This window comes from Thiobaca trueperi (genome assembly GCF_004342175.1).
GTDB lineage: Bacteria > Pseudomonadota > Gammaproteobacteria > Chromatiales > Chromatiaceae > Thiobaca > Thiobaca trueperi.
This window is the reverse complement of the sequence record NZ_SMAO01000008.1, coordinates 206,990-223,065: the sequence shown is the minus strand read 5'-3', so window position 1 is coordinate 223,065 and position 16,076 is coordinate 206,990. Positions and strand designations below refer to the sequence as shown.

20 protein-coding genes are annotated in these 16,076 nt (G+C 61.1%); 13 read left to right on the top strand and 7 right to left on the bottom strand.

All coding sequences use genetic code 11. The features are described from left to right. A partial coding sequence (locus tag EDC35_RS18690; RefSeq protein ID WP_207896263.1) for a hypothetical protein occupies positions 1–257 on the top strand: 257 nt, incomplete at its 5' end. Here the strand turns inward: EDC35_RS18690 and EDC35_RS15225 are convergent. Further along, on the bottom strand, positions 241–786 hold the full coding sequence (locus EDC35_RS15225; RefSeq protein WP_132978107.1) for a glutathione peroxidase: 546 nt from the start codon (positions 784–786) through the stop codon (positions 241–243). The genes EDC35_RS18690 and EDC35_RS15225 overlap by 17 nt on opposite strands. Positions 787–986: 200 nt before the next feature. Between EDC35_RS15225 and EDC35_RS15220 the strand changes: the two genes are divergently transcribed. After that, complete coding sequence (locus tag EDC35_RS15220) at positions 987–1,730, top strand: ferredoxin--NADP reductase (RefSeq protein ID WP_132978106.1); 744 nt, start codon at positions 987–989, stop codon at positions 1,728–1,730. 99 nt (positions 1,731–1,829) lie between these two features. Here the strand turns inward: EDC35_RS15220 and EDC35_RS15215 are convergent, their stop codons facing one another. The 5 genes from EDC35_RS15215 to pmbA all read right to left on the bottom strand — a co-directional run bounded on the left by EDC35_RS15215 (position 1,830) and on the right by pmbA (position 5,705). Further along, positions 1,830–2,330: a phosphatidylglycerophosphatase A family protein gene (locus EDC35_RS15215; protein ID WP_132978105.1), complete on the bottom strand. Its 501-nt coding sequence runs from the start codon at positions 2,328–2,330 to the stop codon at positions 1,830–1,832. Then, entirely contained in the window at positions 2,305–3,264 is a 960-nt protein-coding gene (gene thiL / locus EDC35_RS15210) for a thiamine-phosphate kinase (protein ID WP_132978104.1), read from the bottom strand. The genes EDC35_RS15215 and thiL overlap by 26 nt, the downstream gene beginning before the upstream one ends. Before the next feature lie 10 nt (positions 3,265–3,274). Then, entirely contained in the window at positions 3,275–3,787 is a 513-nt protein-coding gene (nusB, locus tag EDC35_RS15205; RefSeq protein ID WP_132978103.1) for a transcription antitermination factor NusB, read from the bottom strand. Next, positions 3,784–4,257 carry a 6,7-dimethyl-8-ribityllumazine synthase gene (gene ribH, locus EDC35_RS15200; RefSeq protein ID WP_132978102.1) on the bottom strand — a complete coding sequence of 158 codons (474 nt, stop codon included), beginning with the start codon at positions 4,255–4,257 and terminating at the stop codon, positions 3,784–3,786. Before ribH ends, nusB begins: the two co-directional genes overlap by 4 nt. 98 nt (positions 4,258–4,355) lie before the next feature. After that, a complete protein-coding gene (gene pmbA / locus EDC35_RS15195) occupies positions 4,356–5,705 on the bottom strand; it encodes a metalloprotease PmbA (protein WP_132978101.1) in 1,350 nt (449 codons plus the stop codon). Between the two features lie 165 nt (positions 5,706–5,870). On the opposite strand from pmbA, the gene EDC35_RS15190 reads away from it, so the two are divergent. Further along, positions 5,871–6,533 (top strand): sulfotransferase family 2 domain-containing protein, encoded by a 663-nt coding sequence (locus EDC35_RS15190; RefSeq protein ID WP_132978100.1) that lies wholly within the window; start codon positions 5,871–5,873, stop codon positions 6,531–6,533. Positions 6,534–6,554: 21 nt separating this feature from the next. Here the strand turns inward: EDC35_RS15190 and EDC35_RS15185 are convergent, their stop codons facing one another. Further along, entirely contained in the window at positions 6,555–7,343 is a 789-nt protein-coding gene (locus EDC35_RS15185; RefSeq protein WP_132978099.1) for a DUF2189 domain-containing protein, read from the bottom strand. Between the two features lie 135 nt (positions 7,344–7,478). Here EDC35_RS15185 and EDC35_RS15180 point away from each other — a divergent pair, with 135 nt between their 5' ends. From EDC35_RS15180 to EDC35_RS15135, 10 genes are all read left to right on the top strand, one after another. Then, entirely contained in the window at positions 7,479–8,456 is a 978-nt protein-coding gene (locus EDC35_RS15180) for an MBL fold metallo-hydrolase (RefSeq protein WP_132978098.1), read from the top strand. Positions 8,457–8,621: 165 nt separating this feature from the next. Next, a complete protein-coding gene (locus tag EDC35_RS15175) occupies positions 8,622–9,200 on the top strand; it encodes a TerD family protein (protein ID WP_132978097.1) in 579 nt (192 codons plus the stop codon). Between the two features lie 80 nt (positions 9,201–9,280). Beyond that, positions 9,281–9,967 carry a TIGR00266 family protein gene (locus EDC35_RS15170; RefSeq protein WP_132978096.1) on the top strand — a complete coding sequence of 229 codons (687 nt, stop codon included), beginning with the start codon at positions 9,281–9,283 and terminating at the stop codon, positions 9,965–9,967. Between the two features lie 35 nt (positions 9,968–10,002). Then, positions 10,003–10,587, top strand: a complete 585-nt coding sequence (locus EDC35_RS15165; RefSeq protein WP_132978095.1) for a TerD family protein — start codon at positions 10,003–10,005, stop codon at positions 10,585–10,587. Positions 10,588–10,611: 24 nt separating this feature from the next. Continuing rightward, positions 10,612–11,643, top strand: coding sequence for an ATP-grasp domain-containing protein (locus tag EDC35_RS15160; RefSeq protein WP_132978094.1), 1,032 nt, complete (start codon positions 10,612–10,614; stop codon positions 11,641–11,643). After that, entirely contained in the window at positions 11,640–12,788 is a 1,149-nt protein-coding gene (locus tag EDC35_RS15155) for a phosphoribosyltransferase domain-containing protein (RefSeq protein ID WP_132978093.1), read from the top strand. Before EDC35_RS15160 ends, EDC35_RS15155 begins: the two co-directional genes overlap by 4 nt. 13 nt (positions 12,789–12,801) lie before the next feature. Beyond that, a complete protein-coding gene (locus tag EDC35_RS15150) occupies positions 12,802–13,380 on the top strand; it encodes a TerD family protein (protein ID WP_132978092.1) in 579 nt (192 codons plus the stop codon). A gap of 3 nt (positions 13,381–13,383) precedes the next feature. Then, a complete protein-coding gene (locus EDC35_RS15145) occupies positions 13,384–14,574 on the top strand; it encodes a TerD family protein (RefSeq protein WP_132978091.1) in 1,191 nt (396 codons plus the stop codon). A gap of 196 nt (positions 14,575–14,770) precedes the next feature. Next, complete coding sequence (locus tag EDC35_RS15140; protein ID WP_132978090.1) at positions 14,771–15,226, top strand: tellurite resistance TerB family protein; 456 nt, start codon at positions 14,771–14,773, stop codon at positions 15,224–15,226. 2 nt (positions 15,227–15,228) lie between these two features. Then, positions 15,229–15,984: an HAD family hydrolase gene (locus EDC35_RS15135; protein ID WP_132978089.1), complete on the top strand. Its 756-nt coding sequence runs from the start codon at positions 15,229–15,231 to the stop codon at positions 15,982–15,984. Positions 15,985–16,076: the final 92 nt, after the last annotated feature.

The window sequence follows — 16,076 nt, the reverse complement described above, 5'->3', positions numbered from 1 at the left end:
CTCCTCGCTCACTCACCTTCCTCCCTAAAACCCCAACGACCACTCACACTCAGTCGTCAACTCACAGCGAGCCGCGCATTATACAAATTACAGACGCACCGTCAAGGCTTAATTTTCCAGAACAACGGACGACCCGTATCAGCATCGTTGCAGGTCTCTTGCTCTTTGTCGGTCGCTACAACTACCTGCAGGACGACTTGCCCTGGTCGACGATGCGACAAACCTGTCCGAAGATCCAGTTCAAAGCAATTTGTTGATCGCCTTCTCGATCTTGCCGCCTTGGGGTGACGTGGTGCTGATGTAGTGATCGACCAGATTGCCCTGGCGATCAATCAGATATTTGTAGAAGTTCCATTTCGGATAAGGCGCGCCTGCTGCGGCAAGACGCTCGAACAGCGGGGCGGCACCGCCTTTTTTGACGCTGACCTTTTCAAACATGGGAAACTCAACCGAGTAGGTCAGGCGGCAGAATGTTTGGATCTCTTCTTCCGACCCCGGCTCCTGACCAGCAAAATCGTTGGACGGGAAGCCCAGGACGACCAGCCCGCGATCCTTGTATTGGCGATAGAGCGCCTCCAGCCCCTCATACTGAGGCGTAAATCCACACTTGCTGGCCGTATTGACGATCAGGATCACTTTACCCTGGTAGGCTTCGCAGAGATTGACGACCTCTTCGCCAGCAAGTCGGCGCACATCGAGATCAAGCAGCGGCGAACAGGTCCTGTCATCAGCGGTGGCGGGAACGCTGGCGGCCGCCAGACTCAACATTAACAGCGTGTTTTTCATGAGGGATGACTCCTGAATCCTGATAGCGGCGGCGGGCAAATGTGGGTCTCAGATAGGTAGAGTGGGCGCGCGGCGATTGCAATGGCGGCTTGCAATCGCCACGCTCGTACCGATCATGCTGTGCTCTGAAATCCTTTGCGTTCTTTGCGCGCTTTGCGGTTCAACTGCTTTTTTTCGGATCATCCATAATGGGGACGGACATGAACGATTGGGTCAAGGCAAGGGTCGTCGGCAAGCATCAATGGGCAGCGGGGCTTTACAGCCTGCAATTCGATGCACCCATCGCGGACTATCAGGCCGGGCAGTACATCAAGGTTGCCCTGGACATCGAAGGGGAGCGGATCGGTCGGCCTTATTCGCTGGTGAACGCCCCGCAGAGTCGTCCGCTGGAAATCTATTTCAACGAGATCGCTGGCGGCCCGCTGACCCCGCCGCTCTCTGCGCTGAAACCCGGTGACGAGGTCTGGCTCACCGCGCATGCCGGCGGCATCTTTACCCTGGAGACGGTCCAGCCCGCCGAGACACTCTGGCTGCTGGCGACCGGCACCGGACTGGGCGTCTATCTCTCGATTCTGCGCACCGATGCGCCCTGGGACCTTTTCAAGCGCGTGGTCCTGATCCATGGGGTACGGGTGGCCACCGATTTCACCTATGCGGAGACCCTGGCCGAGATCGGCAGGCGTCACGCGGATCGTTTCACCTTCATCCCGGTGGTGAGCCGCGAGGACTGCGCCGGTACTCTGCACGGACGCATCACGGATCTGCTGACCAGCGGCCAGCTCGAATCGCGTGCGGACGCCACCATCGACCCGGCCACCAGCCATGTGATGCTGTGCGGCAACTCAGCCATGATCAAGGACGCCAAGGTCATCCTGGAGGCGCGCGGACTGGTGCGTCATCGGCGTCATGCGCCCGGCCACTACACGACCGAGCAATACCACTGACCCGAAAATGGGAGACTGAAACCGCAAAGGCGCGCAGGAGGCCAGGAAAATTGAAACACCTTCGCGCGCTTTGCGTCTCTGCGGTTCAAATACTCTTTGCTACAGAAACCAGTTGAGCGCGAGCAGCACCAGCGCAGCCATGATGCCAGCGATGATGTCGTCCAGCATGATGCCAAGCCCGCCGCCAACCTGCCGATCCACCACTCGGATCGGCCAGGGTTTCCAGATGTCGAAGAGCCGGAAGGCGAGGAATCCGGCGACAATCCAGAGCCAGCCCGGCGGGGCGACGATCATGGTCAGCAGAAAGCCGACGAACTCATCCCAGACGATGGCCGATGGATCCTTGGCCCCCAGATCATCGGCGACCCGTCCGCAGACCCAGATGCCAAAAAGGGTGAAGATCAGCAGCAGCCCGGCATAGAGCGTCCAGTGCAGCGGGCTCATGAGCAGATAAAGCGGGATGGTGGCAAGCGTGCCGACCGTACCAGGCGCCTTGGGCGAAAGCCCGGAGCCGAAACCAAAGGCGATCCAGTGCGTGACCTTGGTGCGGTCGAAACCGGTCTGGCGGACGGTGTCAGGGTTGAACGGCGAAGTGGTCATAACCTGCCCCATTGATTGTGAGAATACCGCCATCCGGCAGGCGGCAGATCAGCCCCGGTTCGGCGCGGATCCTTCCCACTGCGCGCACCGGGCAGGAGAGTTCGGCAGCCAGCGACTGCACCGCATCGAAACGCCCCGGCGGCACGCAGAAACAGAGTTCGTAATCGTCCCCTGACGACAGGGGCAGCGACCAGTCATCAGTCTGTTCGATGACCTCAGCCACCGGCAGCGAGAGCGGCAGGCGTGCCAGATCCAGTTCTGCGCCAACGCCAGAGGCCGTTAGAATATGTCCGAGATCGCCCGCCAGTCCGTCCGAAAGATCGATCATGGCCGTCGCCAGACCGCGCAGCGCCAGACCCAGTTCAACCCTTGGGGTCGGATACTCCAGACGCTGTCTGAGCGCCGGTTCGACCTCGATACCAGCAAGCAGCCCGCACAGCGCCAGCCCCGCATCACCCAGGGTGCCGCTCACGCAGATCAGATCGCCCGGACGCGCGCCATTGCGGCGCACCGCCGCGCCGACTGGCACCAGACCATGCACCTGGACCGTCACGCTCAATGGGCCGCGCGTGGTATCGCCGCCGATCAGCCGGATACCATAGCGGGCCGACAACGCGGCGAATCCGGCACTGAATGACCCGATCCAGTCCCGATCTGCTGCTGGCAGCGTCAGGGCCAGGGTGCTCCAGGCCGGTTCGGCCCCCATCGCCGCCAGATCGCTGAGTCCGACGGCCAGCGATTTATGGCCGATGGCAGCCGGATCGCAGTCGGGAAAAAAGTGGATGCCAGCAACCAGCGCGTCCAGGCTCACGGCCAGTTCATGAGCGGGCGGAACCGTCAGCAGGGCGCAGTCGTCGCCGACACCCAGCGCGACATCGGCGCGAACCGGCCCGATGTCGGCAAAAAAATCGCGGATCAGTTCGAACTCAGACATCCGGGAACGCTCACGGCTTGCGTTCCGGCGTCCCGGCATGACGGCGGGCGATCTTGTCCAGCACGCCGTTGACATACTTGTGCCCTTCATGCGCGCCGAGCAGCTTGGTCAGCTCAACCGCTTCATTGATGGCGACCCGATCCGGAATACTGTCCGAGAAGAGGATCTCGAAGGCGCCGAGACGCAGGATCGCCAGTTCGACCGGGTCCACCTGGGTGATGGGTCGATCCAGGAAGAGATCGAGCTGGGCGTCGATCTCCTTGATCCGCGCCGGGACGCCGGTCAGCAGTTGATCCAGGAGTTCCAGATTGAACTTGAACCGCTGTTTGGGATCCGGCGGATCGTCCTCGTGCGCGCCGCTCAGGGACATGGCGACGGCATCCAGCCACTCGGGATCGTCGAGCAGATGACGCTTGATCGCCATCGGATCCTCGCCGGTCAGACGCCATTGATAGAGTGCCAGCGCGGCATAGCGGCGCGACTGGCTGCGCGGGCTGACCTTGTCGGCTGTGTTCTCGGTCAAGTCAGTTGCCTCAGCAGATCGACCATTTCCAGGGCGGACATCGCCGCCTCGGCGCCCTTGTTGCCAGCCTTGGTGCCGGCGCGCTCGATGGCCTGTTCGATGCTGTCCACTGTCAGCACGCCGAAGGCAACGGGCAGGCCATATTTGAGGCTGACCTGCGCCATGCCCTTGACGCATTCGCCAGCGACATAGTCGAAATGCGGCGTGCCGCCACGAATCACCGCGCCGAGGGCGATGATGGCGTCATAACCGCCCTGGGCCGCCAGACGCTCAATGGCGACCGGCATCTCGAAGGCGCCGGGAACGCGCACGATGGTCAGATCGGCCTCATTCGCGCCGTGACGCAGCAGGGCATCGATTGCGCCTTTTTCCAGGCTCTCCACCACGAAACTGTTCCAGCGGGAGACCACCAGACAGAAACGGGCGTTTTCAGTGGCGCGGAGCGCGCCTTCAATGGTTTTGATGCTCATTGTGCTCTATTTTCAAGGATCGATTGATCGTCTTGCACCCACCTGGTAAAGACCTGCATCGTCACGCTGGGGGAGGCGCGGCGCGGGATTTGCGCCCACTATTCTCCCGCGATCGTCATGCGGTCGATGAGCCAGGAACCGGTGCGGGTGCCGCCTGGAAAGTCACAGTCGTTGCCAACCGCGACCAGGCCGGCGAACATGGTTTTGAGGTTGCCGGCAATGGTGATCTCTTCCACCGGATACTGGATCTCGCCGTTCTCGACCCAGAAGCCGGACGCACCGCGCGAGTAATCGCCCGTGACGGCATTGACCCCGTGGCCCATGAGTTCAGTGACCATGAGCCCGGTTCCCAATTCGCGCAGCATGGCCGCACGGTCCCTGTCTCCCATCTCGATGCGCAGATTGCGTACCCCGCCGGCATTGCCGGTGGTCGGCAGGCCGAGCCGGCAGCCTGAATAAGTGTCCAGCACATAGGTTTGCAACACGCCGCCACTGATCAGATCCTTGGCGCGGGTGGCTACACCGTCCCCATCGAAGGGCGCGCTGGACAGACCGCGCGGCAGGTGCGGCTCCTCGTGGATACGGACAAACTCGGGAAAGATACGTTTACCGAGATGATCGAGCAGAAAACTGGAGCGACGGTAGAGACTGTTGCCATTGATGGCCCCGACCAGACTGCGCAGCAATCCCGTTGCGACCTCGGCGCGAAAGAGCACCGGCGCCTCCTGGGTCGGCAGACGACGCGCCCCGAGCCGCGCGACGGTGCGCGCGGCGGCGCGCTCGCCGACGCTGTGCGCTGGCTCCAGATCCAGCGCGGAGCGGGCGGACGTCCACCAGTAATCACGCTGCATCATGTCGTCTTCTTGAGCAATCACGGCACAGTTGAGACTGTGACGGGTCGTCGGATAACCGCCGATGAAGCCGTGACTGTTGCCGGAGACATGGATGCCAAAATGGGTCGAGAGACTCGCGCCCTCTGAATTGATGATGCGCGGGTCGTGGCCGCGTGCGGCATCCTCGCAGGCCGTCGCCAGATTGATGGCCTCCTCGACGCTGAGCAGCCAGGGGTGATAGAGATCCAGGTCCGGGATCTCGGTCGCCATCAACTCCGCCGCAGCGAGATGCGCACAGCGGTCTTCCTGAGTCTGTTCGGCAATGGCGCAGGCCGCCCGCACGGTATCGCGCACGGCGTCCGTACTGAGATCGGAGGTACTGGCAGAGCCCTTGCGATGGCCGAAATAAACGGTGATGCCCAGTCCGTTATCGCGGGTGTGTTCCACGGTCTCGACCTCGCCGAGTCGCACCGCCACATCCAGTCCAGAGCTGCTGCCGACCGATGCCTCGGCGGCGCTCGCCCCCTGGTGCTTGGCTTCTTTCAGCAGGTCTTCGATGATCTGTTGCAACCGGGCCATGCGCTCGGCGGTGTCTTCGGTGGTCAGGATGGGCATGGTCGATGTCAAATATCTAAATGATGAGGGATGAAGGGCGGCGAAATGGCGCGTGAGTGACTATTCTACTCTCCTTTGCACATTGTTTTCCCGCCCGACCTGACACGGCTGATCCGGTCATCCTGACGACCCATACAATAGCCACAACTCACCCTGGATTAGCCCATGCTGCTCTCCCCCAAATACCGCTTTCTCTTCGTCCACATCGCCAAGACCGGGGGCACCAGCGTGCGTGCCGCGCTGGAGCGTCTGCGCTGGCGCGATCCCTGGTATTACCCGATGTTTCTGTGCAGCCGCCTCAGTCATCTGAGCGGGCACCGGATCGCGACCAAACTGCCGCGTCACGCCAAGGTCATCGCCGCTCAGGAGCTGCTGCCCAAGGACTATTTCGACTCGCTGTTCAAGTTCGCCTTTGTGCGCAACCCCTGGGATCTCCAGGTGAGTTCCTTTCACCATATCCGCCGCGAGCGACCACATTATCTGGGCGGTCATGAGACCTTCGATGCCTTTCTGCGCTGGAAGCTGGATCCGGAACGGCCCTATCAGTACCACCTCGATACCTCCATCACCTTACAGAGCGACTATCTGATCGATCTGCATGGTCGGGTTCTGGTGGATTTCATCGGGCGTTACGAGCGTCTGCATGAGGATTTCGCGACCGCCTGCGACCGCATCGGCATCGCGCCGCCCGCCCTCCCTCACGCCCGTGCGGCCAAGGATCGCAAACGGGATTATCGCGGTTATTACAACGACGAAACCGCCGGGCTGATCGCCCGGCATTTTGCGCGTGACATCGAGATGCTGGGTTATCAGTTCGATCCGGAATAGTCGTCAGTCGGCCAACTGCCTTCAATCCCCCGGCACCAGATCCCGATAGGCATGCCAGGTCGCATGGCCGACGAGCGGGACGGCGATGAAGAGACCGATGTAGAAGGTCAGCAGGCCAACGCCGACGATGCAGACGATGAGCGCGGCCCACAACAGCATCGGTCCCCAGTTGACGGTGACGGCCCGCACGCTGGTGCGCATGGCGGTGAAGGCATCGACCGGACGGTCAATCAGCATCGGCACGGTGATGGCGCTGATACAGAAGGCGCAGACGGCAAAGCCAGCGCCAACAACAATGAACGCAAGCAGGATGAGGTTGTACTGTCCCGACAAGAACACGACCTGGACAAAATTATCCAGGCTCGGAAAGGGATCGGTGAACAGCATGATGAACAGAAAGACGCTCGCCAGGATCCAGGCCTGCATAAGCATGATCAGAACGCCGGTGGTGATGCCGAGCTGGCTTTGATTGCGCTTGAAGGCCTCCAGCGCCTGACAGGTCTTGAGCGACTCACCCCGTTCCAGGTTGTCGCTCATCTGATAGAGTCCAATGGCAAGCAGTGGCGCCAGCAGAAAGAAGCCCGCCATCAGAAAGGGCACCAGAAAAGTCAGGTGTCCGAGCGCCATCAGCAGGGTCATGACCGCACCGATGAGGACGATCCCGGCGCCATAGGTCAGACTGTAGCCCGGCGCGGCCTTGATGTCGGCCCGGCCCTTGATGAGCCACTGCCAGGGATGTGTGAAATCGATCTGGTTGACCCGCAGCGCTTCCCGTTCTGCCGCCGGATTGGTCAGAGCAATATTTTGCATGCTTCGATTCCTCCCGATAGGGTTATGGTTCTTACGGCGCGGCCCGAGCGCCTGCAAGGATATTAGACGCATCCAGTCGCTTATTCCGACTTTTTCACTCAACTCATCGTCCGAACCAACAGCGGAGCCATCATCATGTCCCATCCCTCTTTCACGTCGCACTTCGATGAAGTTGCCGACGGCATCTATTGCATCGAAACCGGTCTCTACCGTCACGGTCTCGCCGCCTGTTATCTGGTGCGCGCCGGTGATCGCCTGGCCTTCGTCGATACCGGCACTGCCAACAGCGTGCCCGGTCTGCTCGGCGTCATCGCCGCACTTGGCCTGACGCCTGAGCAGGTGGATTATGTGATCCCGACCCATGTCCATCTGGATCATGCAGGCGGTGCTGGCGGACTCATGGCGGCCTGTCCGCATGCGCGTCTCGTCATCCATCCCAAGGGCGCGACCCATCTGATCGATCCGGGCCGGCTCATCGCCAGCGCGACGCAGGTTTATGGTGAGACGGCTTTTGCCAGAGATTTCGGCAAGCTGACGCCGATTCCGGCTGAACGCGCCATCCTGGCGGAGGACGGCCAGACCTTCGACCTCAATGGCCGCACCCTGACCTTCATCGACACGCCGGGTCATGCCAACCATCACGGCTGCATCCTCGACGCGGAAAGCCAGGGCTTTTTCACCGGCGACACCTTCGGCATCGCCTACCGCGAATTCGACACCCCGGATGGTCCCTGGCTCTTTGCGCCGACCACGCCGGTCGCCTTCGATCCCGACGCCTGGCTGACCACGCTGGACAAGCTCATGGCCTTCACGCCTCAGGCCATGTATCTGACCCACTATGGCCGGGTCGATCGCCCCGAGACGCTGGTGGACGGTCTGCGCCAGAGCATCCGCGATCTGGCCCGACTGGCGCTGGCGGAGGAAGGACGCGCGGACAGCGAGCGGTCAACCCGCCTGAAGAACGCTGTCACCGAACATCTGCTCGGCAGCGCCCGCACCCACGGCGTCAACCATGAAGACGCGCACATGCTGGAACTGCTGGCGGTGGATACCGACCTCAACGCCCAGGGGCTGGAGGTCTGGCTGAAACGACGGGAGAAGCAGGCGGCCTGATGGCCATTGCCGATGAAGAATCCGTAACCTTTGTACCATCCGCCTGCCGAGTCGTCTAAACTCAACTTCGTTTCAATTTTGGCCCCTGGTGGTCACTGACCAGGCTATCCGCCTGGTAACGGATTTTGCGTTGAATACCCTGATCATCACACTGAGGAGAAACACATGGCTATCAGTTTGCAAAAAGGCGGTAACGTCAGTCTGACCAAGACCGATCCGGGTCTGACCAATGTGCTGGTCGGGCTTGGCTGGGACGCCCGCTCGACCGATGGGGCTGCGTTCGATCTGGATGCCAGCGTCTTTCTGGTCGGTGAGAGCGGCAAGGTGCTGTCCGATGGCCACTTCGTCTTCTACAACCAGAAGACCTCGCCCGATGGCGCCGTCATCCATGCTGGCGACAACACCACCGGCGCGGGCGAGGGTGACGACGAGACGGTGTCGATCAATCTGCCGGGAGTCGAGGCCGGCGTTCAGCGCGTGGTCTTCGCCGTCACCATCCACGAAGCCGAGGCCCGCAACCAGAATTTCGGCATGGTGCGCAACGCCTTCATGCGCGTGCTGAACAAAGACAGCAGCACCGAGCTGGCGCGCTTCGACCTGTCGGAAGACTACTCCACCGAAACCGCCATGATCTTCGGCGAGATCTACCGCAACGGCGCGGAATGGAAGTTCAAGGCCGTGGGCCAGGGCTTTGCCGGCGGACTCAGCGCACTGGCGAAGGATCACGGGGTCAGCATCGGCTGATTTCGGGCCGCCAGCTTCCAGCTTGTTTTGCTGATGGCTGAAAGCTCGCGGCTTTCCCTCATCCGACGGGAGAGATTGCCATGCCAGTCTTCACCATCACCGGGGATGTCGATCCCTTTCTGCATGTCAGTCTGCGCAAGGACGAGAAGATTTTCTGCGAATCCGGCGCCATGGTCATGATGGAAGCGGCCCTGCAAGTGAAGGGGCAGATGCGCGGCGGTCTGGGACGTGCCCTGATGCGGCGGCTCGCCAATGACGAATCGCTGTTCCAACAGGAAATCCACGCAGTGGGCGGCGATGGTGACTGTCTGCTGTCGCCGACCCTGCCGGGTGCGATCGAGCTGCTGGATGTCGGCCCGGACGCTGCCTACACACTCTCCGACGGCAGTTTTCTGGCCGCAGACGACGGTGTGGAGGTTCGTCCGCGCATGAACACCCTCGGGGGCGGGCTCTTCGGCGGCACCGGCGGTTTCGTCATCATGGAGGCGACCGGGCGTGGCAAGCTGGCCGTCTCCGGCTTCGGCTCCATCTTCACCCTCGACATCGAACCTGATCGCGAAACCGTCATCGACAACAATCATGCTGTCGCCTGGTCGTCCGGCCTGCATTACGAGGTCGGAATGCCCAACTCCGGGAGCGGTGGCTTCTTCGGCACCCTGGTCAATTCCGCGACCTCTGGCGAAGGGCTGGTGATCAAATTCAGAGGCAGGGGCAAGGTCGTGGTCTGCTCGCGCAACCGCACCCTGTTTCGCGGTCCGGCGCAGTGAATCGAACGCTTCACTTTAACTAGAGGAATCTCAACATGGGCATCAGTCTTCAGAAAGGACAGAAAATCTCGCTGGACAAGGAAGCCGGCAGCAGTCTGACCCGGATCGTCATGGGGCTGGGCTGGGATTCAGTGAAGAAAGGCGGCCTGCTTGGCGGGCTCTTCGGCGGCGGCGGCGATATCGACCTCGATGCCTCCTGTCTGCTGTTCGACGAGTCGGGCAATCTGGTCGATACCGTGTGGTTTCGCCAACTGCGCAGCCAGGACGGCAGCATCGAGCACACCGGCGACAACCGCACCGGCGAGGGCGAAGGCGACGACGAACAGATCCGCGTCAATCTCGCCGCCGTGCCGGCCAATATCAAAAGTCTGGTCTTCACCGTCAACAATTTCACCGGTCAGGATTTCTCGCAGGTCGCCAACGCCTTCTGCCGCATCCTCAACGGTGCCAACAACAGCGAAATCGCGCGCTACGACCTGAGCTGCCAGGGCAGTCACAACGCCATGATCATGGCCAAGGTCTATCGCCACAGCGGCGAGTGGAAGATGCACGCCATCGGCGAGGTCGGACAGGGCCGGGTCGCCAGCGAACTGCTGCCGCAGATCACACCGCATCTCTAATCTCCAGCCACAGGCAACAGGGCAATGACTCGCATCTGGTTCAACCGGACCTTTTCCAATGTCCGCGCCCTGTTCGACCTCGTCCGCCAGGGTGACGGGTCCGGGGAATTCCATCTGGTCTGTTCACATACGCAGAGCGGATTCCCCGGCTTGCTGTCGGCGCACGAAACCGCCCTTGAGCCGACCGGTCTGACCGGTCTGGATTATGTCGATTTCTGTCTGCATTTCTGTCGGGAGCGACGAATCGACTGCTTCTGGCCGGGCAAGGAAGCGCGTCTACTGGCTGCGCACCGTGAGCGATTCGCCGCACAGGGTGTCGAGTTATTCGCAGTCGCCGCGCCCGAGATGCTGGAGATCCTGTTCGATAAGGCGCGCTTCTATGTCGAGGCGCGCCGCTTCTCCATCCCACCGCCCGACTCGGTTGAATTCAGCACGCCTGACGCATTCGAGACCGCCTATGCACGGCTGCGCATGGCGCATGAGGTGCTGTGCGTCAAACCAGCCGACGGTGTCAATGGGGCCGGTTTCCGTGTCATTGAGGAACAGCGCAGCGGGCTGGAGATCCTGCTCCAGGGCGCGCTTTACTCCATCCATCTCGACGGTCTGCGCCAGTTGCTGCGCGAGGCCGAAACCTTCAAGCCATTGCTGTTGATGGAATTTCTCGGCGGTTCCGAATACAGCCTGGATTGCGTGGGCGATGGCCGGCGACTCGTCGCCGTTACCCAGCGCAAAAAGGCCAGGGCCGGCGGTTATGGTCAGGAAATCGTGGAGATCCATGCACTCACCGATGCCGTGTCGGAAATGACCGCCGCTTTCGGTCTGCGCGGTCTCTTCAACGTCCAGTTTCGCGAGGGACAGAACGGCTTCCGCCTGCTGGAGATCAACCCCCGCTTTGCCGGCGGTATCGGTTACACGGGTGCAGCGGGGCTCAACCTGCCATATCTGGCGCTGCATGGACTCATCCACGGGTTTCCAGACCGCCCATTCCCCCTGGTTGCAGCCAGCACGCAGGTGTTGGAAGTGCCTCAATTCCACCGCATCGAGGCTGCTGCTTGAGCGAATCACGCCGGGTTGAACTGGTCACCGGAACACTCAGCGTCCAGGTTCGTGAATCAGCCTTTCCGCTGGATGATCTCTGCGGGTTTGCCGCCCGCGACAATCGTAAGCGCGGCTTTCTCTTCCTGAGCAAGGTGCTCGGCAAGCACTGGCCCGCCCTGCCCTCGCGGATGCGCCAGATACACCAACATCTGGCCGCGCAGCTTGAACTGGGCGGCGGCCCCTGGCTGGTGCTGGCGATGGCCGAGACCGCGACCGGACTCGGCCAGGGCGTCTTCGAGGCGCTGCTGGATCAGCGACCGGGGACCGAGGCGCTGTTCATTCATTCCACGCGCTATCGTCTTGCCGGTCGGCCTTTCCTGGCCTTTGAGGAACCGCACTGCCACGCACCCGACCAGTTTCTCTACGAACCGCTCCAGGCCGATCATCTTCAACGCTTCGAGACCGCCCGTGACCTGATCCTGGTCGATGACGAAATCAGCACCGGCACCACGTTATGTAATCTGGTCGATGCCTACCGGGCACGCAACCCACAGCTTGAACGGGTCCACTTCGTCGCCATCACCAATTTCAGCGGCGCGGATTGTGCCGAGCGGTTCGCCGCACGTCTGGGTCTGCCGGTGCAATGCGTGGCGGCGCTGGCGGGCGATTTTTCATTCCAGCCGGCAGACCTGCCAGAGCGCCCGCAGGCACCCGCTGCGGTTGGCGACAACCGGCGCCGACCCGACCAGCTCGCTGAATACCTCGGACGTTTCGGCATCGACCGGCGCCTGTGGATTCCGCCAGCCGACATCGCCCGTCTCAGCGCCGGACTGGCGCCGGGTGCCGCGATTCTGGTGCTGGGCACGGGCGAATTCATGCATGTCGCCTTCCGGGTCGGGCTGGAGCTGGAGGCTCAGGGCTTCGCCGTCGCCGTGCAGTCCACCACCCGCTCGCCCATCCTGTTGGGCGCCGATATTGGACATCGGCTGCTTTTTGCGGACAATTACGGCGAAGGCATCCGCAACTATCTGTACAACGTCGATTACAAAGATTACGCGCGCATCGTCGTCTGTCATGAAACGCCGCGCGACGGCCTGGACGATCTGCTGCAACAGCTTGGCCCCGATTGTCTGACCTATGGTCTGACCACTGACCACTCTTAAACTGGAGGTACACATGGCTATCAGTCTGAACAAAGGCGGCAACATCAACCTGAGCAAGGAAGCCCCCAATCTTGAAAACGTCCTTGTGGGTCTGGGCTGGGACGCGCGCGCGACGGATGGACAGGCGTTCGATCTCGACGCCAGCCTCTTTCTGGTGAAGGAAGACGGCAAGGTTCCAAGCGACGCCTATTTCATCTTCTACAACCAGAAGACCTCGCCGGAAGGCTCGGTCGAACATACCGGCGACAACCTGACCGGCGCGGGCGAAGGTGACGACGAATCGATCAAGGTCACGCTATCGAAGGTGCCCGCCGAGATCCAGCGGCTGGTGATCGTGGTCACCATCCACGATGCCGAGGCGCGTCGGCAGAGTTTCGGCCAGGTCAGCAACGCCTTCGTGCGCGTCGTCAACCGCGACAACAATCAGGAAGTGGTTCGCTTCGATCTCTCCGAGGACTATTCCACCGAAACCGCGATGATCTTCGGCGAGATCTACCGTCACAGCGGCGACTGGAAGTTCAAAGCGGTTGGTCAGGGCTATGCCGGCGGACTGCGTGCGCTCGCGCTGCAACATGGCGTCAACGTAGGCTAGACCATGAATTTCATACGCGGACAACGCGCCAAAATCGCCGATCTGGTGCCGAACGGCCAGCGCTTCACACTCGGCGTCACCATCAACGCGCCTGGACTGATCATCGACTTCGCCTGCTTCGGTCTGGATGCCCAGGGCAGGCTGTCCGATGACCGCTATATGACCTTCTTCAACCAGCCGACCACACCCTGCGGCGGGGTCGCGCTGGCGACCCCGGCAGGCGATACCGCCGGTTTCGCCATTGATCTCGCCCGACTGCCGGCAACCATCCAGCGTCTGACCGTCACCGCCGCCATCGATGGCGCCGGAACCATGTCGCGCATCGCCAGCGGACATATCCGCTTCGTGGATGGCGGCAGCGAGACCGGGCGCTTCGCCTTCACCGGCAGCGACTTCGCCCAGGAACGCGCCCTGATGCTGCTGGAGATCTACCGCAAGGACGGCGTCTGGCGCGCCTGTGCGCTGGGTCAGGGCTTCAATGGCGGTCTGGATGCACTGGTCGGCCATTTCGGCGGCACCCTGGCCGAACCGCCCACGCCAGCCCCGGCAGTACCGCCAGCTCCTCCCGCACCCCAGGCGCCGCCGGTCAATCTCAGCAAGGTGACGCTGGAGAAAAAAGGCAATTCGGTCTCGCTGGCCAAAAAAGGCAACGCCGAACATGGCGAGATCGTCGTCAATCTGAACTGGACGGCGGCTGAGGGCAAAAAAGGCTTTTTCGGCTTTGGCAACAAGCGGACCGATCTGGACATCGGCTGTCTGTTCGAGCTGCGCACCGGTGACAAGAGCGCAGTGCAGGCGCTCGGCGACACCTTCGGCGATTATTTCAATCTGCCCTATATCGGGCTGGATGCGGACGACCGCAGCGGCACTCGCACCGAGGGCGAGAATCTGCGGATCAACGGCCAGCACTGGGACAAGATCCGCCGCGTCCTCGTCTATGCCTTCATCTACGAAGGCGCGCCCAACTGGGCCGAGGCCAACGCACTCATCACCATCAAGACGCCGGGACAGCCCGAGATCGAAGTCCGGCTCGACTCGCACCGCAATGATCGCCCCATGTGCGCCATCGCCCTGCTCGAAAACCAGGACGGCGCGGTGAAGATCACCAAGCTGGTCGAGTATTATCGCGGCCACATGGACATGGATCAGGCCCACCGCTGGGGATTGGACTGGGTGAAGGGCAGAAAGGATTGACCCGACCGCGACCCCGATTAAGGTTCTACCCGCCTGAAAGACCGCCAATTGGACAGGATTAACAAGATTAAAAACAATGTTTTGAAAAATCCTGTCCATCCTGGAAAATCCTGTTAATCCTGTCTATCAATCGCCAAAACTGGCGCTTGTTCGATTTTTCCATCCACTCTCGTTATTTTCCATCAAGGTGAAACACATGGCATTTCAAGACTTTCTCAACAACCTGAAACAGAAGGCCGGCGACCTGAAAAACGAGGTGCTGAAGTTCAAGAACAAGGATTTTCTGAATGCCGCCGTCAGCGGCTCGGTGCTGATCTCGATGGCCGACGGCCATGTCTCGTCCGAAGAAAAGCAGAAGATGATGCGCTTCATCGAAAACTATGAAGCGCTGTCGGTCTTCGCCAGCAAGGAGATCGTGGAGTCGTTCCAGAACATCATGTCCCAGATCGAATTCGACAAGGATCTGGGCGAGACCAAGGCCTATGACGCCATTCGCAAAATGAAGGGCAACGATGACGCCTCGCGTCTCATCATGCGTCTCATCATCGCCATCGCCGGCGCCGACGGTAATTTCGACGACAGCGAAAAGCGTGTCGCGCGCAAGATTGCCATGGAACTCAGCCTCAATCCGGCGGAATTCGAGCTGGTCTGAGGGTGCGCACCCTGGTCTTTGTGGATCTGGATGACACGCTCTTCCAGAGCCGTCACAAATGCCCGACCGACGATGATCTGCATCCGGTCGCCTCGCTCCGGGATGGCAGCGTCCATTCCTTCATGACGGCGAAGCAGCGGGCGTTGTGGCGGCTGCTGGACGCAGACGCCACCCTCATCCCCACCACGGCGCGGGATCTCGATTCACTGCGCCGGGTGGATCTTCCCTTTCAAAGCTGGCGTATCCTCGACTACGGCGGAGTCATCCTGAATCCAGATGGCCATCCCGATGCGCCGTGGATGCAGCGGATGACGCAGGTTTCACAGGAAACCATCGGCGAGCTGAACGCACTGCTGGATCTGGTCGAGACCTTCATACAGAGCGCGGGACTCTCGGCCCATGTCCGCATCATTGAGGACTTCGGCCTGCCGTTTTATCTGGTGGCCAAATATCGCGACGACCGGGAGGACGACCTGAGCCGCTTGCAGGACGAATTGGTTCGGCCCTGGCTCGCGGAGCGTGCTGACGCCTATCGGCTGCATCGCAACGGCAACAACCTTGCCGTTCTGCCGCGCGCGCTGGGCAAAGAGCATGCCGTGCGTTATCTCATTGAGCATCTGGGTCGCGAAAACAGCGAACTCCTGACCATCGGGGTCGGAGACAGCCTGATCGATGGGGCCTTCATGGCCGAATGCGATTACGCCATCACCCCGCGCGGCTCGCAATTGTTCGAGGCGACCTTGCAGCAGATGTTGTAATTGACAGGATTAACAGGATTTTTCAAATCATTGTTTTCAATCTTTTTAATCCTGAATCATCCTGTTAATCCTGTCCAAATTTCAGAGCGGCG